This is a genomic window from Terasakiella sp. (assembly GCF_048267425.1).
GTDB lineage: Bacteria > Pseudomonadota > Alphaproteobacteria > Rhodospirillales > Terasakiellaceae > Terasakiella.
In genome coordinates this window covers 104,996-126,867 of the sequence record NZ_JBLWXN010000010.1, presented here as the reverse complement: position 1 = coordinate 126,867, position 21,872 = coordinate 104,996, and the positions used below count along the sequence as shown (strand labels likewise).

Below are 21,872 nucleotides of genomic sequence, written 5' to 3'. Positions count from 1 at the left end.
TCAACTTCCAGAGCATCATCTGGTTGTCCGAATACTGCGATACCCAAAAGGCTGGTGATCGCACCGACAGTATGACTTTGACCCAAACCGGGGTATATACCAGCCCAGTATCTGAATTAATCAAGGACCGTGGAATGATTCGTTCGGGGGCACGAGTTGGCAGAAACAATGTGTCTCATTTCAAACCCAACGGGAAAAATTAAGAAAGATGCATAATAGAGGGGCTTGAGGACGGCTTGATTTAATTGCTAAAGCCTCTGCAAAACAACACAAGTAAATACTTGGAAAGTGGTGTCCCCGAGAGGATTCGAACCTCCGGCCCTCAGATTCATACCAGCTACGACTTTCGCCGCCACCGCGAGCTTCGCGGCTTTGTGGTCTGGACTTTCTCTTTGCCATATCCTCAAAGGACTTAGGCACCACCCGTTAAGTCTCTGCACCTTCCCGAAAAGGATTTCGGGCTTGGCTCAGGATTACCAGTTTAAAGGCTTCCCTGAGTTTGAGCGGATTCATTAAGATGTTTCCAACCTTAATGCCCAATTTCTCTTTTAGGAATCTGATGCTCTATCCTGCTGAGCTACGGGGACACTTAGGGCAAAATAGCAAAAAACGATCCAAAAGCAAGTTACAAAAAAAGCAGGCCATACAGATAACTGTAAGCCTGCTGTGAAGTTGTCGGTGGGGGATTGGTGGCCTTTTTTAAATCAGTGACGAGCAAAGGCACTCATATTATTGTCTTCGTCAAAGAGAACGGTAACGTAACGGTCTTTCATGCCGCCTTGTTCCATCCCCGGTGAGCCCATCGGCATACCCGGGGCGGACAGGCCTTTGGCCTTGGGACGTTCTTTAAGCAGACGTTTTACATCATCTGCCGGGACATGGCCTTCAACGACATAACCGTCGATCATGGCGGTGTGGCAGGATTCCATCTGTTCAGGGACGCCCATCTCTTTTTTGATGGTGTCCATATCTTCGCGTTTAATTTCCGTGACAGTAAAACCATTGTCGCGCATATGTTCACTCCAGGCCGTACAACAGCCACAATAAGGCGACTTGTAGACCGTCACGTCGGTGGCGTGTGCGTGGGTGAACGCGGCGCTCATAAGAAAAACGCCGAGGATGGAAAAGAGTCTTAAGTACGTCATATGAATGTCCTTTCGTCGGATTGTCACAAGAAAACATTATAATTAAGACCGAATTGTGACTTTCGCGTTGCTGGAAGGTTGAAAAAATAGGTATAAATCGCCCCATGACAGAGATAACAACCCTACGCCCCGTTATTCTGGCCGGTGGATCGGGCACGCGCCTGCAACCGCTGTCCAGTGAAGAGCGACCAAAACAGTTCCTGCCTTTATTGGATGACGACAGCCCCTTTCAGGAGGCACTGGAACGCATTGATATAGCCGAGTGTTTACTCCCCTTGGTCATTGCAAATGTCCGGCTGAAAGACCTTGTTCTGGAACAAGCCGACGATATCGCCTTTGATCTGGAAGACCTATTATTGGAGGTCGAAGGCAAAAACACCTTGGCGGCCTGTCTAAGTGCCGCCCTTTGGGCACAGGCGCGCGGGGAAAATTATCCCTTATTGATTTGTCCCAGCGACCATTTTATCGGCGACGAAACCGCCTTTTCCCGCGCTGTAATCGATGCGGCAAGTGCGGCGCAAAATGGCTGGATCGTCACGTTTGGGGCCGTTGCGGACCGACCCGTCACACATTATGGCTATATCGAGGTCGGCACACGCCTGCATGCCGGTTATAGCGGACATAAGGTCGAACGTTTTGTTGAAAAACCCGATAAAGAAACAGCCCGTAATTTGCTCGCACAAGGGCGCTTTGTTTGGAATGCCGGTATATTTTGCGTCACACCGGAAACCTTGATCAAACTGGCCCAAACCCATTGCCCGGATGTGTTGCAAGCCTGCGAAGAAGCACTGGCACAAAATCAGGATGGCATTCTGGATTATGGCCCGTGTGCATCGCAATCCCTTGATGTCGCCATTCTGGAAAAAAACGATCAGTGCGCCGTGGTCTCCCTGTTGACATCATGGTCCGATCTGGGCACATGGCCCGGCATTTGGAAAGCCCTTCGCTTAATTGCCGATCAGTCAGAATAAACTTTAAACGCCTGTGTGGCATTGACCAAAGCGTGACGAATGCCGGGTTCCAAGGCACTATGCCCAGCATCAGGAACGATGATCAATTGAGAGTTCGGCCAACTGCGCGATAAGTGCTCAGCGGTAACAGGCGGACAAACCACATCGTATCGCCCCTGCACGATGATGCAGGGCAAATGGAGGATGCGGTGCAGCTTGTTTAAAAGATGATCTTTTTCCATAAAAAAGTCGTGCTGGAAATAGTGTGCTTCCATGCGGGCAAGGCACAAGGTGCTGTGCGGGTCCGGTTGTCCGGGGTTGTTAAACGGCAGGAGTGTCGCACAGGCTTCTTCATAAGACGACCACGAAAAGGCTGCGGGTAAATGAATATCAGGGTCGGAATGGTTTAATCGTCGCACGTAATTATTTAAAATATCCGTGCGTTCCTCTGTTGGTAGAAAATGGATGAATGCACGCGCGGCTTCGGGTTGGAAGGTCCCCATTTTATTGAGGAACCAATCGCCTTCATAATCTTGGCCCATGAAAACACCGCGCAGGATGAAACCTTTGCACCGGGCTGGATGGGCCACACCATAAGCCAGCGCCAAAGTACTGCCCCACGATCCACCAAACACAAACCAACTTTCGATTTTGAGCAAACGACGTAGTTTTTCCAAATCGGCCACCAGATGATCAGTGGTGTTATTTTCAATTGAGGCCGCCGGGACAGAACGACCGCAACCGCGTTGATCCAGTAAAACGATACGATAATGATCAGGGTCGAAAAAACGCCGATGCACCGGCGCGCATCCTGCCCCCGGCCCACCATGTAAAAACAAGATCGGTTGTCCGTCGGGGTTCCCGCATTCTTCCCAGTAAATCGAATGACCATCGCCAACATCCAGCATGCCGCTGTGATTGGGGGAAAGGGTGGGAAACAGGTTTGAACCGTGATGATTAAAAGGCATTATTTTTCTATTACTTCCAATTGGGCAGGATGTTCAGGCGCTATCATAGGACCGTTTTGTTGAAAAACCCAGCCTCGAATACGCACATCACGTTCCTTTAATGTGGGGAGGTCAAACCCGAATGCACGAAATTTTTTTTGCGCCTTTTTAGAAATCTTAATCGTGAAGTCTCTACGCCAGTTATTGCCAAAATTCAAATAGGTTGTGCCCTTAATCTCGGCAACATCTATAACGCGACCCTCTATAATGGCAAATTCATTCAGTGGAATGGTTTCTGACAGGGCCGAATAGGCTTGACGTGTTTCCAGCAAATAAAGATCGCGAACAAAGGCGGTTTCACCGGAATAGGGAAAGGGCGTTGCCTTGCCTTCACGCACCAGTTCACCTTGAACCCAGCGTCCGTCTTTTAAATACAAATGAGCAGGTTTTCGGCCATACCTGTCTGGCTTGTCCGATAGCAGGCGTACCCTGACCCGGTCGCCTTTTTTGACAAGATCGTTCAATCCTGTTGATTGCGAGTCAAAAAGCAGGCCAGCCAGACGGATATTACCGGATTTTTCAAGGGTGACATGAAAGGGTAATTGGATATCTTTAATCGTATCGGTTACGGATTGGGCGAATGCACCCTTGACCCAAAAGCCCGATAGCCCCACAAACAACAGAGTGGAAATAAGGTAAAGATAGCTTGGAATGAACCGCTTCACACTGCTTGCCATTATGATTACGTTGGGACTGCTGCTGGCATTGGGCCAAATGAGCCGTCTGGGATTATTGAATTGAAACAACAAGAAGAACATGACATGAGCCGCGCTTACACACAATTGGAAAAGAAATTTAAACGTGCAGAGGTTTTGGGCGAAGCCTCGGCAATGTTGCATTGGGATATGGCAGCCATGATGCCCAAAGGCGGCGCTGAAGCCCGCGCCGAACAACTGGCTTTACTGGCAACCTTGCGACATTCCATGATGACGGAACCCGCCTTGGCCGATTTGCTGAACGAGGCCGAGGTTGATAACGATTTGAATGATTGGCAAACGGCAAACCTTTATGAAATGCGCCGCACCCATACCCATGCAACAGCATTGGACGAAGATTTGGTCGAGGCCATGTCGCGTGCGACTTCAACTTGTGAAGGTATTTGGCGCGAAGCCCGCCCCGATGGTAATTTTGCCCGTGTCGTTCCGGCCTTGAAAGAAGTCTTAAATCTGTCGCGTCAATCCGCACAGGCCAAAGCGCAAAAGCTGGATTGCGGCCTTTACGATGCCCTGCTTGATCAATACGAACCCGGCGGGAAAGCCGCCGATATCGACCCGATCTTTGCCCGACTTGAAGAATTTTTACCTGACTTTCTTCAATCCGTTCTGGAAAAACAAAAAGGCAAGGCACCCATTCGCCCCACAGGCCCTTTTGCCATCGAAAAACAAGAAGCCCTAGGACGTAAATTTATGTCTGCCTTAGGCTTTGATTTTGATCATGGTCGTCTGGATGTCAGCGCCCATCCATTTTGCGGGGGTGTGCCCGATGATATCCGCCTCACAACCCGTTATGATGAAAATGATTTTACCTCTGCCATGATGGGTGTCCTGCATGAAACCGGGCATGCCCTTTATGAACGGGGATTGCCGAAAGAATGGCGTTATAACCCGGTTGGTGCGGCACGGGGCATGAGTATGCATGAAAGCCAGTCTTTGCTGGTGGAAATGCAGGTCTGCCGGTCCGATGCATTTTTACGTTATGCCGTCCCCCATATGTGCACTGCCTTTCAAGGACAAGGCGAAGCATGGAACCTTGAAAACTTTATCCGCCTGTATCGCGAAGTCAAACCCGGTTTTATTCGCGTCGATGCCGATGAGGTCACCTATCCTGCCCATGTGATTTTACGTTACAAGCTGGAACGCGCCTTAATCGAAGGCGATATGGAAATTGAAGATATCCCGGCCGCGTGGAATGCATCGATGGAAAAAATGCTTGGAATCCGGCCCGAAAGTGATCGTGACGGATGTATGCAGGATATTCACTGGTTTGACGGCGCATGGGGATATTTCCCGACCTATACTCTGGGCGCAATGACAGCCGCACAGATTTTTGACGCCGCCCAAAAAGCCTTGCCCAGTCTGGATGAAGATATTGCGCAAGGGCGTTTTACGCGACTGATGGATTGGCTTGGAAGCAACGTGCATGGACAGGGGTCAAAACTTTCTACACCAGAACTTTTAAAAAATGCGACAGGCAAGACCCTTGATCCTGAGGTGTTTATTACTCATCTTAAAAAGAGATATATGGATTGAGAAGAAAAAGACGGGCGAAGTAACCATGCATAAAAGAATCGTTGAAAAGAATTTAAAAACACTGGATGCGGAACGGGCCAACTATTTCAACGATGTGATTGGTTACCTCGAAGATATTGAAGAAACACAACGTTTTCCCAATCTCGTTTATTTAACGTTGAAGGACATTCTCGATATTGCCCCGACTTATATCGAGAAAAAGGCCTTTGCCTTGTTGTTGTTGAAGTTTGTAACTCATCATCGTCTGGATTTACAAAAAATCATCTACGACAAAGAATATCTCTATGACGAAAATGTTTTGCGCAAAGTAACAGGAAAGCTGATTGAGGCAATCGTAGACCAAACCATTCAGGGATATGAAGAAGGCCAGATTGATACAGGCGAAGCTGTAGTGCAGAAATACACCTATCCTTACCGCGCAATGGACCTTGTTGATATCGACGATGAAGACGAACTGGAACGCGCAAAAGAAGAAGAACGTCGCCGCCAAGCGGCCTATACAGGACCGGAAAGACGACGCCGATAAAGCGACGTTGACCCTTTTGATTTTCTCTATACCAAAGGTTGGTACAAGAGGGATGGAAAAATAAGTTTACCTTGCTCTGTGTTCGGTTCTATATTGAGGGCAAGTTATAGTATTTTCCAAGCCAAGAAAGCTTTTCATGGATATCATGGACACCTTACGATACGACCGCTGGATCGAAGACGCGCTGAAAAGTGTGGTGCGCAAAGCCCTGACCTATTGTCAGGAAAACGGCCTGCCGGGCGACCACCATTTTTATATTACTTTTGCCACCGATCATCCCGATGTGATCATGCCCGACAGCTTGCGTGATCAATATCCGGAAGAAATCACAATTGTGATTGAACACGAATATTGGGACCTGGAAGTGACGCAAGAGTACTTTGACGTGGTTTTGAGCTTCAGCGAAGTAAAAACACCGATCCACGTGCCGTTTGAGGCCGTTACAGGTTTTGCCGATCCGAGCGTGAAATTTGGATTACAGTTCAAGATGGAAATGCTTGATCCTGAAGATCTGGATGACGACGATGTGATGGATGATGATGACGAAGGCATGATGCAATCACAATCGGATGAAGAGAAGACATCCGATACCTCTGAAGAGGGCAAAGACAATGTGATTGCACTGGATGCCTTTCGCAATAAGAAATAGTTTTTTTCGGGCTGGATTCTTCCAGCCCCTTTTTTTGTTTCACAGACCTATTGAATGAGAAGATAGAGATGAGCGATTCCGTTTATTATGACATGTTCCCTGTGGGTGATGACACCACTCAATACCGCAAACTAACTTCGGATTTTGTATCCACGATCGAGGTGGACGGCAAAGAGGTATTGAAAGTTGACCCCGAAGCCATCCGTTTATTGACGAAAGAAGCGTTCAAGGAAATCTCTCATAAACTGCGCCCGGCCCATATGAAACAGGTTGCCAGCATTTTGGATGACCCCGAAGCATCTGATAATGACCGTTTTGTCGCCCTTGAAATGATCAAGAACGCAACCATTGCCGCCGATGGTATTCTGCCGCTTTGTCAAGATACCGGAACGGCGATCGTAATGGGCAAACGTGGGAAATATTGCTGGGTTGATGGGCAAGACGAAGAAGCCATTTCCCAAGGTGTTGCACAAGCCTATACCGACCTGAACCTGCGTTATTCGCAAGTCTCACCTGTCGATATGTATGAAGAAGTCAACACAGGCAATAACCTGCCGGCACAGATTGACCTTTATGCAATCGAAGGCAATGCCTATAAATTTATGTTTATGGCAAAAGGCGGCGGGTCGGCAAACAAGACCTATCTGTATCAACAGACCAAAGCCTTGTTAAACCCCGCCTCCCTGAAAGCATTTTTGGATGAAAAAATCCGCACATTAGGGACAGCGGCCTGCCCGCCCTACCACCTTGCCATCACCATTGGCGGGACATCAGCAGAAACCAACCTGAAAACAACCAAGCTGGCCTCTGCAAAATATCTGGATAACCTGCCGACAAGTGGCGGCGATAAAGGGCAAGCGTTCCGCGATGTGGAATTTGAACAGGAAGTCCTGAAAATGACACAGGACATGGGCATGGGGGCCCAGTTTGGTGGTAAATATTTCTGCCATGATGTTCGTGTCGTCCGCCTGCCACGTCATGGTGCAAGCTGCCCGGTTTCTATTGGTGTGTCTTGTTCCGCAGACCGTCAGTTGTTTGCAAAAATCACCAAAGATGGTGTCTTCATTGAACAGTTGTGCGATAATCCGGCAGATTATTTGCCTGTCGCTGATGCTGAAAGCGCACAGGAAGTGTCCATCGATTTGAATCAGCCTATGGCAAATATCCTGAAAACCCTGTCTGAATATCCGGTGAAAACCCGTGTGAAAATGACAGGCACCATGATTGTGGCGCGCGATATCGCCCATGCCAAGCTGAAAGAACTGCTGGATGCAGGCAAGGAATTGCCGCAGTATTTTAAAGATCACCCAGTTTATTATGCCGGTCCGGCCAAAACACCGGAAGGTTACGCATCAGGTTCCTTCGGCCCGACAACAGCCGGACGTATGGATGCTTATGTTGACCTGTTCCAAGCCAATGGCGGGTCCATGTTAATGGTCGCCAAAGGAAACCGTTCACAAGCTGTAACGGATGCTTGCAACAAGCATGGCGGCTTCTATCTGGGATCTATCGGTGGGGTTGCTGCGGAATTAACGCAAAAATCCATCAAGAAAATGGAATGTCTGGAATATCCTGAACTGGGTATGGAAGCCATTTGGAAAATCGAAGTTGAAGATTTCCCCGCCTTTATCATCGTGGATGACAAAGGCAACGATTTCTTCAAAGAATTCGTATAATTACAAAACAAAATGCCCCTGCGTAAAAACAGGGGCTTTTTTTCAAAGGCTCTCCGGCAATTATGCTGCGGGAGCCTTTATTTTATCTGCGGGTATTTTCCAGAATAAAGACACGAATTGCACTGGACAGGTTGCCTGTGCGTTCTTTGTCAATTTCGGTGATCAGCGCATTCATCGACATGTCGCGTTCATCCGCAAGGTCTTTCAACGCATCCCAAAACGCATTTTCCAACGATACACTGGTCCCGTGTCCCGCGATCGTTACCGATCTTTTTCGTAAAGAGAGTTTTTCAGTCATAAGTGGCACAGCCATTCCGCGATGTTCCCAGTAAATGTTAACCGCTTGTGCAGATTGCGTCATCATATTGTCGAAACTCCCCGTGAGAAAATTTAATTGTTTAGCTCTATTGGCTTTTTGTTTTTCTTATTTCTTTATTCTTATGCCTTTCCATTGCTTCGAACAAACGATAAGATTTCATTGATATGTTGAATTTAATTCATGTGAAACGATGCCCAGATCCCTTCCCCCTCTCCCCCAATTACGGTCTTTTGAAGCAGCCGCCCGACTTTTAAGCTTTAAACAAGCTGCGGAAGACCTGCATGTCACACCGTCTGCGGTCTCTCATGCAGTGCAAGCCTTGGAAGATTATCTTGGGGTGAAACTGTTTCATCGTATTGCAAAAGGCAAACGACACGACAAAGCTTTGCGATTAAGTGATGCGGGCAAGGCGCTTTTACCCAGCCTGACACGATCTTTTGATGAGATTGAAAAGGCGGTTGTCTCGGTTATGGCACAAGGGGCCGCCGATATTTTAACAGTCGCAACCGCGCCGATCTTTGCAAAATCATGGTTGATGCCGCGCTTGCATCGTTTTGTCAGTGCCTACCCCGATGTCAATATTCGGGTCAATTCAACCTTAAATCCGACCGAAAGCCTGTCCGGTCAATTTGATGTCGGATTGATGTACGGGCGCGGGGTGTGGCCCGGATTGGTCAGCGAAATGCTTTTCCCCGAAACAATGGTGCCTGTCTGCTCACCGGCGCTCATGCGCGACAGAAATCCCCTCACCTGCCCCCAAGACCTTGCGGGTCATACATTAATCCATAGTGAAGCACGCCTGACATCATGGTCCATGTGGTTGGACAATGCCGGTGTGGCAGGCATTAACCCGGCAAAAGGATTGCATTTCAACCGCGCGACCCTCGCCATTGCCGCAGCCATTAACGGATTGGGTGTCGCACTGGAAGGCAAAACCGCCGTCTTGGACGAATTACAAAGTGGGGAGTTGATTATCCCGTTCGAAGCCCCGGTCATGCCGGATCAACAAGACGGTTATTATCTCGCCTATCCCGAAGGACGCGGCGATATTGAAAAAGTCGTTCTCTTTCGAAAATGGGTGCAAGAAGAAGCAGCTATGCAAAATTGACGGAGCTATGCCCCAAAACCGTCACTTTACGTGCATTCAAAAGTATGAATATATTTTTAGAACGTATCAAATGAGGGGGCTCATGACTTTTTACAGAAAGCAGGATGGCGATACATCTGCTGCACAAGCTTGTACGTCAACACCAACAGGCGTGCCGGACTATTTGCGCGAAACCTACACTTGGGCCTATTTAAATCCAAAAACGGTGCCGTGGCTGAGTTCCGCACCCGTAGTGGCCGCCATTTTGTGGGGGAATGCATCGCGTTTGATCCGTAAAACGGTAGAAGAGATTGAACCGGGATCACGCGTCTTGCAAGCCGCCGCCGTTTATGGGCGTTTTTCAACCAAACTCGCCCATGCTGTCAGTGAAAACGGGCAACTCGATGTGATCGACATTGCCCCTATTCAAGTAGAAACGGCACGCAAACGGGTTGCAGGCATGAACCAAGCCAAAGTTATGATCGGGGATGCGTCTGTTGTACGATCAACCCCATATGATACGGTGGTTTGTTTCTTCTTGCTCCATGAAGTCCCGGAAGCCATGAAAAGTAAAATTGTTTCGGCTTTGCTCGCATCTACAAAGCCGGGGGGCAAAGTCGTGTTTGTCGATTATCACAAACCTTCCCCCCTTCATCCGTTAAAGCCCGTTATGAGCAAAATTTTTGATTGGCTGGAACCTTTTGCAAAAGGTTTGTGGCACAAGGAAATTGCAGAATATGCACCAGACAACAACGATGTTATCTGGCGCAAGGAAACCTTGTTTGGCGGTATGTATCAAAAAGTGGTTGCCGAACGCCGCAAGACTACTTGATTAAATGTTCCCATAACATCAAACCTGCGAAAAACAGCAGGAAAGCCCCGGTCGTCGCATTAACTGTTTTTTGAACACGCGGACGCGACAGCCATGCCTTAACCGCGTCTGCTGCCCAAGCAAGCGGAGCCTGCCATAAAACATTAATCAGGACCAAGACAAGCGCAAGGATGACCAATTGCAGGGTGACCTGCCCCTTTTCTGGATCAACAAAGTTCGGCAACAAAGCCAAAAACAGAATAATAACCTTCGGATTCAGCAAGTTGCACACCGTGGCGTCGATCATGGCCTTTTTCCACGTGATTTGCGGGCCTTGGCTGTCAAACTTCAGGGTTGTTCCCCGAAAGCCCTGAATGCCGATCCATGCCAGATAGGCCGCCCCAAACGTCGCCACCAGTTTAAACAAAATAGGACTGGAGGCAATGATGACAGAGATACCGAAAATAGCCAGCAAGGTATGACCAACCAACCCAATTTGCACGCCCAAAACCGTTGCAAACCCGACATTGCGCCCTGAATTCAACGCATAACGCAAAATAAGAACCGTGTCAGGACCGGGGGAAAGCACAATGGCCCCAGCCGTAAGCGCAAAGGCCAGCAAAGTTGCAGGATCAATCGGCATCACACATGTTCTTTCAACCAGTTTGCAATCGCATCAATGGCTTCCATCTGGTTTTCGCGCATGGTACGCCCGGATAAAACGCGAGGTTTGAGATCGTGATCCCCATCATCAGCCCAATGAAAATCAATTGTATCAGGCAAGCCATATTCGACAACCTCGTCCCACCAACCAAAACTGTCGCGTGCACCTTGGCAGATCAATGTTGGTGTTTTAAACGTCATCAGATGATCAATGCGCAGATGCTCTTTTTCCGACTTTCCCAAGGGATGAAACGGATAGCCGGTGACGCAGACGCCCTTAACCGGGGTACCTTCATCTTCTAATTCAGCGGCAACCATTGTCGCCATACGTCCCCCCAGTGATTTGCCACCGATGAACAGCTTTTCGCTACCGCCAAGGTCCGTTATGACCTCCCGCCAAGCCTTCAACAATTTGGGTGTGCGGTCCGGCGGGCGTTTCTTACCGGTTTCGCGGCGTTTTTGCATATAGGGAAATTCAAAACGAACAACGCGTATGTCACGTTCGCCCAAACCTTCCGCAACACGTTCCATGAACTTGCTATCCATTTGTGCACCGGCGCCGTGGGCATAAACAAACGTAATATCGGCATTTTCGGGGCCGTTGAACAAATAGTTCATGGTATTTTCCTTTTGAATTGTGTAAGGCCTTCGCCTAGAGTTTAGACAACATTAAGCTAACGCAAATAAAAAAGGATGCAAGCCATGCTCAACGCGATTGATGCAATTCGTATTTTTTCCGGTGATTTTGAAGAAACACGGGACTTTTTTGTCAATGCATTGGGGTTCGTCATTGGATTTGAAGGCGAAGGTGTCGCCGTTTACGATTTGGCAGGGACCAAATTGATTTTAGAAGAACTGGACCTGAGCGAGCCAGAAGCCGCCGGCATGGTTGGACGTTTTACCGGCATTTCTTTTGCTGTTGATGACATTGACACGGCTTATAAAGATTTGAAAGCCAAAGGGGTGCATTTTGAAGGAAAGCCGGAACGCGAAGAATGGGGCGGCGCACTGGCCCATTTCCGTGACCCGGCCAACAATGTCTTTACCCTGGTTCAATATCCCCAACAAAACTAATCACCAAGTCCGAATGTGGCGAGAAAGCCCGCACGACCAACGCTATCCTGCCCTGACATATAAAATTAGGAAGGATAAGAGATGGGACGTATGCGGGCTTTTGATTGGGGACTCCTTCTAACATTGTCCCTTTTGTGGGGCGGTTCATTCTTTTTTACCGAAATCGCCTTGCGTGAAATTACTCCCCTCGTCACCGTATGGGGACGTGTGGCTTTGGCTTGTATTATTCTTTGGATCATTCTTCGTTTTAGAAGCATCAAAGTCGGATGGGATCGGCGTCTCTGGGCCGCTTTTCTTGTTATGGGCTGCTTGAATAATGTCATTCCTTTCAGTCTTATTGTCTGGGGTCAGCAGGAAATCAGTGGTTCCCTTGCCTCTATTTTCAATGCAACAACACCTTTTTTCACCGTAATTCTGGCACAATTTCTAACGCAGGATGAACGTTTAACCCTGCCCAAAGCTATAGGGCTTCTGATCGGATTTTCTGGTGTCGTGATTATGGTCGGGATGGAAGCTCTGCATGGTTTGGCAAGCGCATTTTGGTCCCAAGCGGCTATTTTGTTGGCAGCAATTTCATATGGATGTGCCGCGATTTGGGGGCGACGATTTAAAGGGATTGATCCGATGGTGACCGCCACCGGGCAGGTCACGGCCTCAAGCCTGATTATGACACCTCTGGCCTTATGGTTTGGTTTTCCACAAGGCTATTTTATACCGTCCGGTGATGTTCTGGGGGCAATATTGGGGATTGCCTGTCTGTGTACAGTGGCGGCATATATATTGTACTTCAAAATATTGGAAACAAGCGGGGCCACCAATTTAATGCTGGTGACATTCCTTATCCCGCTGAGCGCAATTACATTGGGCAACGTTTTTTTACAGGAAACATTATCGACGGACCAAATCGCAGGAATGGTGTTAATCCTATTGGGATTGCTGATTATGGACGGACGAATGCTGCGCAGCATTCGTTTGAAAACAATGAGTTAAGTTTTGGCAATCGTGGCAAATTGTGCGCGAGTCAAACTTTGCAAATCTATGGGGCTGAGCTCTATTTCAAGTCCGCGCTTACCGGCACTGACAAAAATGGTGTCTTGTCCTTGTGCACTGTCATCAATGAGCGTTGGTAATGATTTTTTTTGACCCAACGGACTGACCCCACCCAAAACATACCCCGTCGTGGATTGCACTTTGCGCGCATCCGCCATAATCGCCTTTTTAGCTTTCAATGATTTCGCCGCAGCTTTTAAATCCAGCATAGCATTCACAGGAACAATGCAGACGGCCAACTGGTTTTGATCCGTGGCAACAACCAATGTTTTGAAAACCCGGTTCATCGCAATATTCATTTTCTCGGCAGCTTCTTCACCATAGGAAGGGGCACCGGGGTCATGTTCATATTGATGGATTTGAAACGTGATCTTTTTCTTTTTTGCCAAATCAATAGCGGGGGTCATGGAAATAAGCCAAGTTGTTGTCTCTGGTCAGGCCCATAAAATCCTACAGAGGAACGCACATGTCAAATACCATAAAAGATGTTTTGGGCGAATCAGTCTTTTCTAACTTAAATCTCCCCGACAGATCGAGTGCCATATTTAATACTTAGAGAGGAAAAAAAGCCATTTTCTTCGCAATAAAAATGCGCCGAATACTTCTTTTTTATAAAAATAAATCAAAGGAGTTGCGTTCAAATGTGGAACGGATATTCTTTTACCAGACTTAATTAACACTATAAAAAGCTTGGGCAAGAACCTGGGCAGACTTACGGCCTGAGGGGAAACGATGCAGTCGCCTGTGAAAAGATTGCCACAAAAACATAAAACAGTTGCGTTTGCACTCGTCTGTTTCTTGGTGTTTGTATTGTGCGCAAACATCCGCGCCCATGCAGATTTATCGTTTGAGAAATTTTCACAAAACCATAGTGCAATCATTTTGGTGATCGACCCCAAAAGCGGCACGATCATAGACGCCAATCCACCAGCCAGTACATTTTACGGTTACAGTCATGATGAATTTCTAACAATGGGGATTCAGGACATTAACGTCCTGACCAAGGAAGAAGTCACGCAGGAACGCTTGCGTGCCAAGAATGAACGGCGAAATTTCTTTATTTTTCGCCATCGTTTGAAAAACGGTGAGATCAAAACGGTTGAAGTTCTATCTAATCCGTATGAGTTGAACGGAAAAGATGTTCTAATTTCTGTCATACATGACATTTCGCGTCAACGTGAAATACAGGATGATCTGTGGCATTATCAAACCCAACTCGAACAGATGGTCGATCGCCAAACAAATAAGCTGATCGACTCCTTCCAGACACAAGTAACCTTGTTAGTCTGCGGTATTGTGGTCTTGCTGGTTATGATTGTGGCCTTGGGATGGGCTGTGAAACAACAAAATGCCGCTAAAAAGTTGGCCGAAGACAAACGCAAGCAATTGGATGAAATTATTTGGAGCACCAACGTCGGAACCTATGAATGGAACGTCCAAACCGGGGTCGTCCACATTAATGAGCGTTTTGCACAGATGTTGGGGTACTCCGTTGCAGAACTGGAACCTATCACCGTTGAAACGTGGCAAGAAAATACTCATCCCGAAGACCTGAAGGTTGCTCTCAACCTCATTGAAAAGACTTTTGAGCGGCATCTGGATTATTATGAAACCGAATTTCGCATGATCCACAAGAATGGCAGCTATATTTGGATACTCTCAAAAGGAAATGTGGTTGAATGGACACAAGACGGCTTACCGCTCCGTATGTCGGGCACGCACAATGACATTACCCAACGCAAAGAAATGGAAGCGGAACTGCGTGAAGCAACGCAAAGCGCAGAAGAGGCCAATCGTGCAAAAAGCGAATTTTTAGCAACCATGAGCCATGAGCTTCGAACGCCGATGATGGGGATACGCGGCATTCTGGAATTATTGCGAGGCAATGAGTTAATTGTTCGAGAGGAAGGTGAACTCCTAGATGATCTGGAAGAATCTTCCAACAATTTGATGGTGTTGTTGGATGACATTCTTGATTTATCAAAAATCGAAGCCGGAAAACTTCATTTGGATAAAGCGATATGTTCGCCGGCTGAGATTTTAAACAATGTCGCAGGACTGTTTCGTCCGGGCGCCGTCAAGAAAGGGATAGATATTAACAGTCATACTGGCCAGTTTACCGAGTATTGGTGTGAAGTCGATGAAATTCGCTTGCGCCAAATTGTCTCAAATCTGGTGAGTAATGCGGTTAAGTTCACAGAACAGGGCCAGATTGATATTTCAATGAATGTGGACAAAAAAGCAGGTGGAGATGACGATCTTAAAATTACCGTTCGCGATACCGGAATTGGCATAAACGAAGATTATCTCGGCATTATTTTTAATCGTTTTTCACAAGCAGATCAAAGCCTGTCCAAAAAATATGGTGGGACCGGGTTGGGACTCGCCATCTCCCATGAATTAAGCGAGATGATGGGGGGGGAGCTTAGCGTAGAAAGCAAAGTGAATGAAGGAACCACCTTTACTTTATATTTACCTGTGAAAACGGCTGCACAACCTCAAAGTTCCAAGCTTTTGAAAGATGGTGTTTTGCCACCGTTAAATATCTTGATGGCAGAAGACAACTTAATTAATCAAAAAGTGATTAGTTCGATGTTAAGCAAGAGCGGACATGCGGTTACGATTGCCAATAATGGACTGGAGGCGGTTGAATATGCCGCCAAAGAAGCTTTTGATCTGATTTTGATGGATATTCAAATGCCGGAAATGGACGGTATGGAAGCTTCTCGTGAAATTCGGCGCACAAGTGGTCCCAATTCACGTAAACCCATTGTGGCCTTTACAGCCGACGCGATTAAAGAACATCGTGAGGATTTTCTGAAATCCGGGATCGACGCCGTTGTCATCAAGCCTGTAAAATTTGATGTTCTCTGTTGCGAGATCGCAAAAGTTCTATAAAACTTGCGATCCATTACCCAGATAATGCGAGAGAAGTTCAATCGTCTTTTGCCGATGTCCATTACTGTTAAATGCCATATTCCAGACTATCTCGTAATGAATGAGAATCGGCTTAGCGTTATAAAAGAGAGGTTTGGCATGCAGAAACCCTTTTGGAATATGAGAGCGCGGTAAAATGCTTCCCGCCAGCCCGAGGTCAGCCCATTGCGCCACCACATCATAACTTAAGGCCTGGCCGGGATATCGACGAAACGTTATCCCCGCCTCGTCAAAGGCATCCTTGATAACGTCTGATAATCCACATCCGTCTGTTAAAATAATTGTCTGATTTTCCAAGGTCTGTATATCGACCATCTCTTCGCCCGGCGCAGGGATCAGGTCATGTTGCGGGGGCAGATACATCAGGGGTTCATGGAATAAGGACTTCCGATAGATTGAAGGTCTTGCCGACTGACGCGGTTGTAAGACAAGATCAATGGTGTCGTTTTGCAAACGCGCTGCCATATCATCCATAAAACATTGTTTTAAAAAGACATCAGACCAAAGTTCACTGTCTTTCAGGGCATGAATACAAGCGTTAAAATGAGGATGCGTGACAACAGGCGACATACCTATGCGAAGGATTTGCGTTCCCGGGTCAAGAAAACGAACAGCAGATTTTTCCAATTCATCTTTCGCTTCAAGAACCGCCTGAGCTAAGGGCAGAATATGTTGACCAAAGCGCGTCAGTTCAACTGAACGTGTTGTTCGTTTAAACAGCTTTCCCCCAAGCTGGCTTTCCAGTTGAGAAATCCCGTTGGAAAGCGTGGGTTGTGTCACGCAACAATGTTTGGATGCTTCTTTAAAAGAGCAATATTGAGCAAGAGAAACCATATATTTCAACTGATTCAGATTCATGCGCCGACCAACTAATAGCTAATAACTATATATTATATTTTTAATTAAAATTTATTTTAATAAAGGCTAACTCGTACAGTTGTTCCGTTCAATCGTTTATTTTATGGGACAGGAGATCGAGATGGAACTGCTCGGATATATGGCGACAGCCGTTATTTTAGGAGTCGGTGCAATTTTCCTCGTATCGGGAGAATTGTCTTTTATTTCCGGCTTTTCAAAAAGTGGGCGCTACATCCTTGCCTTTTTCTTGAGTTTTGGTGTCTTGGGTTTATCGGTCAAAACCGTCGCGCTTTTTTTACTGCAAAACAATCCTGTGTTGGACAGGGCTGTGATCCTCGGGCGTGAAATTGCAGATAATAAGCCCGCACAAGACGTCGCAGCCCGTGGTTTGGTATATGATAATCGCGGGCGACATTGGCGAACCCTCCCCCCGTTATCAGTTCAGGATAATCCCTTAATGGTCCAATTGGGGCAGCGTTTATTTTTTGATCGTCGTTTATCGCGTAATCAAACTGTATCATGTGCCTCATGTCACGATATTTCAAAGGGCGGCGATGATGCACGTTCCGTTTCTGTTGGTGTTGACGGCTTACACGGCAACCGCAATGCCCCGAGTGTCATCAATGCGGCTTATATGAAAAAACTCTTTTGGGATGGACGGGCAAAATCTTTGGAAGACCAAGCCGGAGGACCTTTAACAAACCCGGTAGAGATGGCCATTGCCAATAAGGAAGAAGTTGTCGAAATTGTTCAGGCAGACGCGAACTATCGCGATCTCTATCAACAGGTTTTCGGCACAAATAATCTTGAATTTGACTCAATCGCACGCGCCATTGCCGCCTTCGAACGCACACTTATATCCAATGATGCACCTTATGACCGCTTTGTGCGCGGGGATAAAAATGCCCTGAATATGCAGCAAATGAAAGGCATGATGCTGTTTGATCAACTTGGTTGTCGTAATTGCCATATGGACCCGCTTTTCAGTGTGGCGGGGATTGACCAGAAAAGCCCCTATCGTCCTTTTCCTCTATTTAAAGGATCACCTTATGTCAGCAAACATAAATTGGAAGAAGATAAAGGTCGCAACAAGAAAGGGGTTTGGCGCGTCCCCTCGTTGCGCAATGTCGAACATACAGCCCCCTATTTTCATAATGGTTCGGTCGATACCTTGGAAGAAGCCGTACGTGTCATGGCCACAGCACAATTGGGGTTAAAGATCGAAGACAAAAAAGAAGATGGACTGACAGTCTTATATGAAAAAGACGGCCCCGTCCTTTTGGCTCGCAGGAAAAGCCTGAATGAGGATGAAATTTCTCAAATTGTTTCTTTCTTGAAAAGTTTAAGCGGTACCCCATTGAATATATCCAATCCGTGGTCCCGAAAAATTGAAGCCGCATCTGCGATGTAAACCGGAGCAACCCTTTATGGATATCGCAAATCAGTTATCAACATCCGGGCGGGCGATTTTTACCAGCCGTCTGGTTCGTAGAAAGTTCGACCCTTCGCAACCTGTCTTAGATAAGGGCTCATCTGTATCAGGGGCCTATTTCGTATTGGAAGGGGCTTTGCGGGTATTTACCTTATCGCCGCAGGGTAAACAAATAACGCTTTATCGGATTCTTCCCGGTCAAACCTGCATACTGGCAATCAACAGCCTGTTTAACAGCTTTCTTTATCCGGCATGGGTGGAAGCCGAAGAAAAAACCGTTCTCGGGGTGTTACCCGGGGACATATACCGTCAATTGTTTCGGGGGGAGGCCATCGTTCAGGATATTACCATTAAAGCCTTATCCTCGACCGTTTTCGGATTGATGAGCGCATTGGAAAAACATCACAGCCAAACCATCAAGCAACGCCTAGCGCATTATTTATTGGTTCGCGTCGCCCCCGATGCAACCGTCTATACCACACAACAGGTTATTGCCGATGATTTGGGGTCAACACGGGAATTTGTTGCACGTATTTTGTCACACCTGACCCAGCAAGGGTTGGTTCAAACAGGGCGTAGAAAAATCCGAATTTTAGACCCTGAGGCCTTAAAAAAATTGTGCCAATATGATGAAGCGTAAAGAAGTTTTGCTTCTTGATCCTTGAACCGATAGTGTGTAGCTCTTGCGTCTCATAGGTGAATGAGACAAATAAGAGAGTCTTGGCAATTCAGAGAGATAAAAATGGCCGACTATACAACCAGACAACTTGAAGAAACGATTCGAATTTTAAACCTGATGAATGACGATCAAATCTTGAAACAAAAGGTTGATCACGCAGCACAGGCTTGCATTCATGCCCTTCAAAATTCTGGTAAAATTTTACTGGCCGGGAATGGCGGCAGTGCGGCGGATGCCCAACATATTGCGGGTGAATTGGTCAGCCGCTTTGCCTTTGACCGACCGGGTCTCGCTGCCATTGCATTAACGACAGACACATCCATTCTGACCGCAATCGGCAATGATTATGGATACGAGCGTTTGTTTGCCCGACAAGTAGAAGCTTTGGGCGTTCAAGGCGATGTCTTTATTGCCTATTCCACATCGGGTTCATCCCCCAATATTATCGCAGCACTTGAAGAAGCCAAGGCCCGTGACTTGACGACAATCGGCCTGACGGGAAATCGCAAAGGTACGATGTGTGATCTATGCGATATTTTACTGGAGGTCCCGTCAGCCGATACACCCAAAATTCAGGAAGGCCATTTATTACTGGGCCATACGATTTGTGGGTTGGTCGAAAATACTATTTTCGAAGCCCCTTGATTAAGAGCCAACACCCGTTTGCGTGAAGCTTTTTAGGATCGGTTGGTGGTATTTCCCCCAGTATGCTCCCCAACAGCAATCATGATCCATGTCAGGTTCCACCCGATAGAGAATTTGGGCACGGATCATTTTCTTCATTTTATTAATTTCATTGATGCTTAAGGCATTGGGGATAATTGTATCTTCCTGCGCCATCACATGAATTTGAGGAATTGTGGTAATCTTGGAATAGATAGTTCTTCCTGTATCCAACGATTGTCCCAAAGGAGTAATCCCATGATGGTTCGTCCAGCTTTTGTGATTGAGCAAACCGGCTAAAGAGACAATCCCCTTCACATCATTGCGTCGTGCAGCAACCAACATGGCAACCGTTGCCCCCCCGGACCCACCGACCAAAATGACATTGCGCCGGGCTTTCTGCTTCAAGGCCTTATCAATGGCCTCGTTCATATCTGCAATGACAACCTCATTAAAACGACCATCGGTCCATAATGCATATTGGCAATTTACGCCTTTTCCCTCGTTGATCACATATTGACAGGGCCGTGCAATATAGACAGCGTCAAATGTGGTATCCTGTAGGGCAACGGACAACATAAAAGGTTCCTGAGGGGTCGGGTCCGGCGCGATACGATTTATATCAATCCAGGCAGACCCATCACCTTCGATATAAACAATCAAAGGGAGATTCGTCGTAGAACGTTGTGGCGATCGATAGCTTTTAAGCGTGAAATGTGCCGTTTCAATATAAGTCGGGACCCACTGGCTTTGGCGGGTTAATTCGTAGGCTTTGTCATAGGCGCGATCGGTGTGGATATTCAAGCAGCCACCTAAAAACAAAACAAGCAAAAGGGCCATGCATTTCTGCATGACCCTTTTTACTTGATGACAAACTGTCATACTGCAAACTTACGCTTAGAATTTGAAGCGAACAGTTGCAGAAGCAGTTGTGCTTTCGAAGTTGTCGCGACCAACTTGGGTTTTAACATTCAAGCTACCGTCAACGGAGCCATCTTTAGAACCCACTCGCAGACCAAGGCCAAGGTCAAACGCATCAGCGTCATCGTTGATCTCGTCTTTGAAGTCACGCAGGTAATCTACGGAAGCAAACGGTGTCAGGTTCAACTTGCCAGAGTTAATGGCATAGCTGGCTTCAGCACCGATACGACCTTGGCTGGTTTTGCTTTGAGAAGCAGCAACAACGTTGCCGTTGCTTTCTACGAAGCCGTCAGTATCGCGGTCAGACCACAAGTAACCAACGCGACCAGTCAAACCGATGTTCTTGATTTGCTTGCTAGCAGACAATGTTGTTGCTGCGAACCAAGTTTTGGCATCGGTAGAAGCCGTTGTTGCACCATTTTGACGATCCTGGTCAACATCACCCCATGTGTGACCGAACATACCTGTCAGGTTCACATTATCAGTGATACGGATAAGAGCGTACGGTGCGAGAGTTGTAGATTTCTCTTCGTAAGTACCAGAGTTGAACGTGGTATCTACGTCAGTAGACGCATAACCGATGGATACACCAGCCATTAGCTTGTCAGTGAACCACTTATCGATACCAACGTTGAGAGCACCAACGTTACCATCGAAGTTTTCGTTCGCTTTATCACTTTCGATCCAAGTATAAGACAGGTTCGCCCAAACAGAAACTTTACGTGTTTCGTTACCAGCGCCATACCCGTGTTGCTTCGCAGAATCGAACAAGCTAACAGTTTGCTTGGTGTTACCACCTTCAAACTTAGTAGTCGGAGTAGGAGTGACACTAACGCCACCGCCACCAACAGCACCAGAGATGACACCAACAATGGCATCCAAGTGAGCCGACACGTTATTTACGTTAGCTACGGCAATTGATTTCGCAACAACCGGAGCAACCACTGATGAACCCGCTGCATTCGGACCGGACGAATACGTCTCGGCGGATGCTTGCGTTGAAACCAACGCAACGGCTGCACCAGCAATTAGAATTTTACATTTTGAGAACATGGTTAGTTCCATTCCCCTTGATTATAGATTTACTTCAATTGCAATTGAAGATTTCAAACTGACCCAGACTGCTTGCACACTGTGCCAGCTCTCAATCAATAGCTAATAGACTTTGATTTGGTG

Annotated in this window: 24 protein-coding genes; 14 read left to right on the top strand and 10 right to left on the bottom strand. The window is 47.1% G+C overall.

Annotation, left to right across the window (positions count from 1 at the left end; translation table 11 throughout):
• A partial coding sequence (locus ACN0VA_RS15155) for a hypothetical protein (RefSeq protein ID WP_417821964.1) occupies nt 1–203 on the top strand: 203 nt, incomplete at its 5' end.
• A gap of 501 nt (nt 204–704) precedes the next feature.
• Here ACN0VA_RS15155 and ACN0VA_RS15150 read toward each other — a convergent pair.
• Complete coding sequence (locus tag ACN0VA_RS15150) at nt 705–1,145, bottom strand: DUF411 domain-containing protein (RefSeq protein WP_417821963.1); 441 nt, start codon at nt 1,143–1,145, stop codon at nt 705–707.
• 104 nt (nt 1,146–1,249) lie between these two features.
• Between ACN0VA_RS15150 and ACN0VA_RS15145 the strand changes: the two genes are divergently transcribed.
• The gene (locus ACN0VA_RS15145) at nt 1,250–2,116 is read left to right on the top strand and encodes a mannose-1-phosphate guanylyltransferase (RefSeq protein WP_417821962.1); all 867 of its coding nucleotides are present in this window, start codon (nt 1,250–1,252) and stop codon (nt 2,114–2,116) included.
• On the opposite strand, the gene pip is transcribed toward ACN0VA_RS15145, so the two are convergent.
• Together pip and ACN0VA_RS15135 are read right to left on the bottom strand one after the other, a co-directional pair.
• The gene (gene pip / locus ACN0VA_RS15140) at nt 2,104–3,063 is read right to left on the bottom strand and encodes a prolyl aminopeptidase (protein WP_417821961.1); all 960 of its coding nucleotides are present in this window, start codon (nt 3,061–3,063) and stop codon (nt 2,104–2,106) included. The genes ACN0VA_RS15145 and pip overlap by 13 nt on opposite strands.
• Nucleotides 3,063–3,767, bottom strand: a complete 705-nt coding sequence (locus tag ACN0VA_RS15135) for a thermonuclease family protein (protein WP_417821960.1) — start codon at nt 3,765–3,767, stop codon at nt 3,063–3,065. Before ACN0VA_RS15135 ends, pip begins: the two co-directional genes overlap by 1 nt.
• 96 nt (nt 3,768–3,863) lie before the next feature.
• On the opposite strand from ACN0VA_RS15135, the gene ACN0VA_RS15130 reads away from it, so the two are divergent.
• The 4 genes from ACN0VA_RS15130 (at nt 3,864) to ACN0VA_RS15115 (ending at nt 8,202) form a co-directional block, all read left to right on the top strand.
• A complete protein-coding gene (locus ACN0VA_RS15130; RefSeq protein ID WP_417821966.1) occupies nt 3,864–5,351 on the top strand; it encodes a carboxypeptidase M32 in 1,488 nt (495 codons plus the stop codon).
• 25 nt (nt 5,352–5,376) lie between these two features.
• Nucleotides 5,377–5,877, top strand: coding sequence for a hypothetical protein (locus ACN0VA_RS15125; RefSeq protein ID WP_417821959.1), 501 nt, complete (start codon nt 5,377–5,379; stop codon nt 5,875–5,877).
• 136 nt (nt 5,878–6,013) lie between these two features.
• The gene (locus tag ACN0VA_RS15120; protein WP_417821958.1) at nt 6,014–6,526 is read left to right on the top strand and encodes an SspB family protein; all 513 of its coding nucleotides are present in this window, start codon (nt 6,014–6,016) and stop codon (nt 6,524–6,526) included.
• 68 nt (nt 6,527–6,594) lie between these two features.
• Nucleotides 6,595–8,202 carry a fumarate hydratase gene (locus ACN0VA_RS15115; RefSeq protein ID WP_417821957.1) on the top strand — a complete coding sequence of 536 codons (1,608 nt, stop codon included), beginning with the start codon at nt 6,595–6,597 and terminating at the stop codon, nt 8,200–8,202.
• An 82-nt stretch (nt 8,203–8,284) separates the two neighbouring features.
• Here ACN0VA_RS15115 and ACN0VA_RS15110 read toward each other — a convergent pair whose 3' ends face one another.
• Nucleotides 8,285–8,566, bottom strand: coding sequence for a ribbon-helix-helix domain-containing protein (locus tag ACN0VA_RS15110; RefSeq protein WP_308419091.1), 282 nt, complete (start codon nt 8,564–8,566; stop codon nt 8,285–8,287).
• Nucleotides 8,567–8,711: 145 nt separating this feature from the next.
• Between ACN0VA_RS15110 and gcvA the strand changes: the two genes are divergently transcribed.
• Together gcvA and rquA are read left to right on the top strand one after the other, a co-directional pair.
• On the top strand, nt 8,712–9,629 hold the full coding sequence (gene gcvA, locus ACN0VA_RS15105) for a transcriptional regulator GcvA (RefSeq protein WP_417821956.1): 918 nt from the start codon (nt 8,712–8,714) through the stop codon (nt 9,627–9,629).
• An 82-nt stretch (nt 9,630–9,711) separates the two neighbouring features.
• Nucleotides 9,712–10,440 carry a rhodoquinone biosynthesis methyltransferase RquA gene (rquA, locus tag ACN0VA_RS15100; protein ID WP_417821955.1) on the top strand — a complete coding sequence of 243 codons (729 nt, stop codon included), beginning with the start codon at nt 9,712–9,714 and terminating at the stop codon, nt 10,438–10,440.
• Here rquA and ACN0VA_RS15095 read toward each other — a convergent pair.
• Together ACN0VA_RS15095 and ACN0VA_RS15090 are read right to left on the bottom strand one after the other, a co-directional pair.
• On the bottom strand, nt 10,433–11,062 hold the full coding sequence (locus ACN0VA_RS15095; protein ID WP_188663702.1) for a LysE family translocator: 630 nt from the start codon (nt 11,060–11,062) through the stop codon (nt 10,433–10,435). The two genes, rquA and ACN0VA_RS15095, sit on opposite strands and share 8 nt — an antisense overlap.
• Complete coding sequence (locus ACN0VA_RS15090; protein WP_417821954.1) at nt 11,062–11,700, bottom strand: alpha/beta family hydrolase; 639 nt, start codon at nt 11,698–11,700, stop codon at nt 11,062–11,064. Before ACN0VA_RS15090 ends, ACN0VA_RS15095 begins: the two co-directional genes overlap by 1 nt.
• An 84-nt stretch (nt 11,701–11,784) precedes the next feature.
• On the opposite strand from ACN0VA_RS15090, the gene ACN0VA_RS15085 reads away from it, so the two are divergent.
• Both ACN0VA_RS15085 and ACN0VA_RS15080 read left to right on the top strand, forming a co-directional pair.
• Nucleotides 11,785–12,156 carry a VOC family protein gene (locus tag ACN0VA_RS15085; RefSeq protein WP_188663706.1) on the top strand — a complete coding sequence of 124 codons (372 nt, stop codon included), beginning with the start codon at nt 11,785–11,787 and terminating at the stop codon, nt 12,154–12,156.
• 81 nt (nt 12,157–12,237) lie between these two features.
• The gene (locus ACN0VA_RS15080) at nt 12,238–13,146 is read left to right on the top strand and encodes a DMT family transporter (RefSeq protein ID WP_417821953.1); all 909 of its coding nucleotides are present in this window, start codon (nt 12,238–12,240) and stop codon (nt 13,144–13,146) included.
• Here the strand turns inward: ACN0VA_RS15080 and ybaK are convergent.
• The gene (gene ybaK, locus ACN0VA_RS15075; protein WP_417821952.1) at nt 13,143–13,613 is read right to left on the bottom strand and encodes a Cys-tRNA(Pro) deacylase; all 471 of its coding nucleotides are present in this window, start codon (nt 13,611–13,613) and stop codon (nt 13,143–13,145) included. The two genes, ACN0VA_RS15080 and ybaK, sit on opposite strands and share 4 nt — an antisense overlap.
• 325 nt (nt 13,614–13,938) lie before the next feature.
• Between ybaK and ACN0VA_RS15070 the strand changes: the two genes are divergently transcribed.
• A complete protein-coding gene (locus ACN0VA_RS15070; protein ID WP_417821951.1) occupies nt 13,939–16,104 on the top strand; it encodes an ATP-binding protein in 2,166 nt (721 codons plus the stop codon).
• Here ACN0VA_RS15070 and ACN0VA_RS15065 read toward each other — a convergent pair.
• A complete protein-coding gene (locus tag ACN0VA_RS15065; protein ID WP_417821950.1) occupies nt 16,099–17,001 on the bottom strand; it encodes a LysR family transcriptional regulator in 903 nt (300 codons plus the stop codon). The genes ACN0VA_RS15070 and ACN0VA_RS15065 overlap by 6 nt on opposite strands.
• A gap of 121 nt (nt 17,002–17,122) precedes the next feature.
• Between ACN0VA_RS15065 and ACN0VA_RS15060 the strand changes: the two genes are divergently transcribed.
• The 3 genes from ACN0VA_RS15060 to ACN0VA_RS15050 all read left to right on the top strand — a co-directional run bounded on the left by ACN0VA_RS15060 (nt 17,123) and on the right by ACN0VA_RS15050 (nt 19,757).
• Nucleotides 17,123–18,412, top strand: a complete 1,290-nt coding sequence (locus ACN0VA_RS15060) for a cytochrome c peroxidase (protein ID WP_417821949.1) — start codon at nt 17,123–17,125, stop codon at nt 18,410–18,412.
• 16 nt (nt 18,413–18,428) lie between these two features.
• Nucleotides 18,429–19,073 (top strand): Crp/Fnr family transcriptional regulator, encoded by a 645-nt coding sequence (locus ACN0VA_RS15055; RefSeq protein ID WP_417821948.1) that lies wholly within the window; start codon nt 18,429–18,431, stop codon nt 19,071–19,073.
• Between the two features lie 102 nt (nt 19,074–19,175).
• Nucleotides 19,176–19,757 (top strand): D-sedoheptulose 7-phosphate isomerase, encoded by a 582-nt coding sequence (locus tag ACN0VA_RS15050; protein ID WP_417821947.1) that lies wholly within the window; start codon nt 19,176–19,178, stop codon nt 19,755–19,757.
• Here the strand turns inward: ACN0VA_RS15050 and ACN0VA_RS15045 are convergent, their stop codons facing one another.
• Both ACN0VA_RS15045 and ACN0VA_RS15040 read right to left on the bottom strand, forming a co-directional pair.
• A complete protein-coding gene (locus ACN0VA_RS15045) occupies nt 19,758–20,615 on the bottom strand; it encodes a hypothetical protein (RefSeq protein WP_417821946.1) in 858 nt (285 codons plus the stop codon).
• A 57-nt stretch (nt 20,616–20,672) separates the two neighbouring features.
• Nucleotides 20,673–21,761, bottom strand: a complete 1,089-nt coding sequence (locus ACN0VA_RS15040; RefSeq protein WP_417821945.1) for an autotransporter outer membrane beta-barrel domain-containing protein — start codon at nt 21,759–21,761, stop codon at nt 20,673–20,675.
• Nucleotides 21,762–21,872 lie beyond the last annotated feature (111 nt).

Bases quoted from the DNA above. Each gene is read 5' to 3' on its own strand.
- ACN0VA_RS15150 (WP_417821963.1), bottom strand. From the start codon at position 1,145: ATGACGTACTTAAGACTCTTTTCCATCCTCGGCGTTTTTCTTATGAGC.
- ACN0VA_RS15145 (WP_417821962.1), top strand. From the start codon at position 1,250: ATGACAGAGATAACAACCCTACGCCCCGTTATTCTGGCCGGTGGATCG.
- pip (WP_417821961.1), bottom strand. From the start codon at position 3,063: ATGCCTTTTAATCATCACGGTTCAAACCTGTTTCCCACCCTTTCCCCC.
- ACN0VA_RS15130 (WP_417821966.1), top strand. From the start codon at position 3,864: ATGAGCCGCGCTTACACACAATTGGAAAAGAAATTTAAACGTGCAGAG.
- ACN0VA_RS15125 (WP_417821959.1), top strand. From the start codon at position 5,377: ATGCATAAAAGAATCGTTGAAAAGAATTTAAAAACACTGGATGCGGAA.
- ACN0VA_RS15120 (WP_417821958.1), top strand. From the start codon at position 6,014: ATGGATATCATGGACACCTTACGATACGACCGCTGGATCGAAGACGCG.
- ACN0VA_RS15115 (WP_417821957.1), top strand. From the start codon at position 6,595: ATGAGCGATTCCGTTTATTATGACATGTTCCCTGTGGGTGATGACACC.
- ACN0VA_RS15110 (WP_308419091.1), bottom strand. From the start codon at position 8,566: ATGATGACGCAATCTGCACAAGCGGTTAACATTTACTGGGAACATCGC.
- gcvA (WP_417821956.1), top strand. From the start codon at position 8,712: ATGCCCAGATCCCTTCCCCCTCTCCCCCAATTACGGTCTTTTGAAGCA.
- rquA (WP_417821955.1), top strand. From the start codon at position 9,712: ATGACTTTTTACAGAAAGCAGGATGGCGATACATCTGCTGCACAAGCT.
- ACN0VA_RS15095 (WP_188663702.1), bottom strand. From the start codon at position 11,062: ATGCCGATTGATCCTGCAACTTTGCTGGCCTTTGCGCTTACGGCTGGG.
- ACN0VA_RS15090 (WP_417821954.1), bottom strand. From the start codon at position 11,700: ATGAACTATTTGTTCAACGGCCCCGAAAATGCCGATATTACGTTTGTT.
- ACN0VA_RS15085 (WP_188663706.1), top strand. From the start codon at position 11,785: ATGCTCAACGCGATTGATGCAATTCGTATTTTTTCCGGTGATTTTGAA.
- ACN0VA_RS15080 (WP_417821953.1), top strand. From the start codon at position 12,238: ATGGGACGTATGCGGGCTTTTGATTGGGGACTCCTTCTAACATTGTCC.
- ybaK (WP_417821952.1), bottom strand. From the start codon at position 13,613: ATGACCCCCGCTATTGATTTGGCAAAAAAGAAAAAGATCACGTTTCAA.
- ACN0VA_RS15070 (WP_417821951.1), top strand. From the start codon at position 13,939: ATGCAGTCGCCTGTGAAAAGATTGCCACAAAAACATAAAACAGTTGCG.
- ACN0VA_RS15065 (WP_417821950.1), bottom strand. From the start codon at position 17,001: ATGAATCTGAATCAGTTGAAATATATGGTTTCTCTTGCTCAATATTGC.
- ACN0VA_RS15060 (WP_417821949.1), top strand. From the start codon at position 17,123: ATGGAACTGCTCGGATATATGGCGACAGCCGTTATTTTAGGAGTCGGT.
- ACN0VA_RS15055 (WP_417821948.1), top strand. From the start codon at position 18,429: ATGGATATCGCAAATCAGTTATCAACATCCGGGCGGGCGATTTTTACC.
- ACN0VA_RS15050 (WP_417821947.1), top strand. From the start codon at position 19,176: ATGGCCGACTATACAACCAGACAACTTGAAGAAACGATTCGAATTTTA.
- ACN0VA_RS15045 (WP_417821946.1), bottom strand. From the start codon at position 20,615: ATGGCCCTTTTGCTTGTTTTGTTTTTAGGTGGCTGCTTGAATATCCAC.
- ACN0VA_RS15040 (WP_417821945.1), bottom strand. From the start codon at position 21,761: ATGGAACTAACCATGTTCTCAAAATGTAAAATTCTAATTGCTGGTGCA.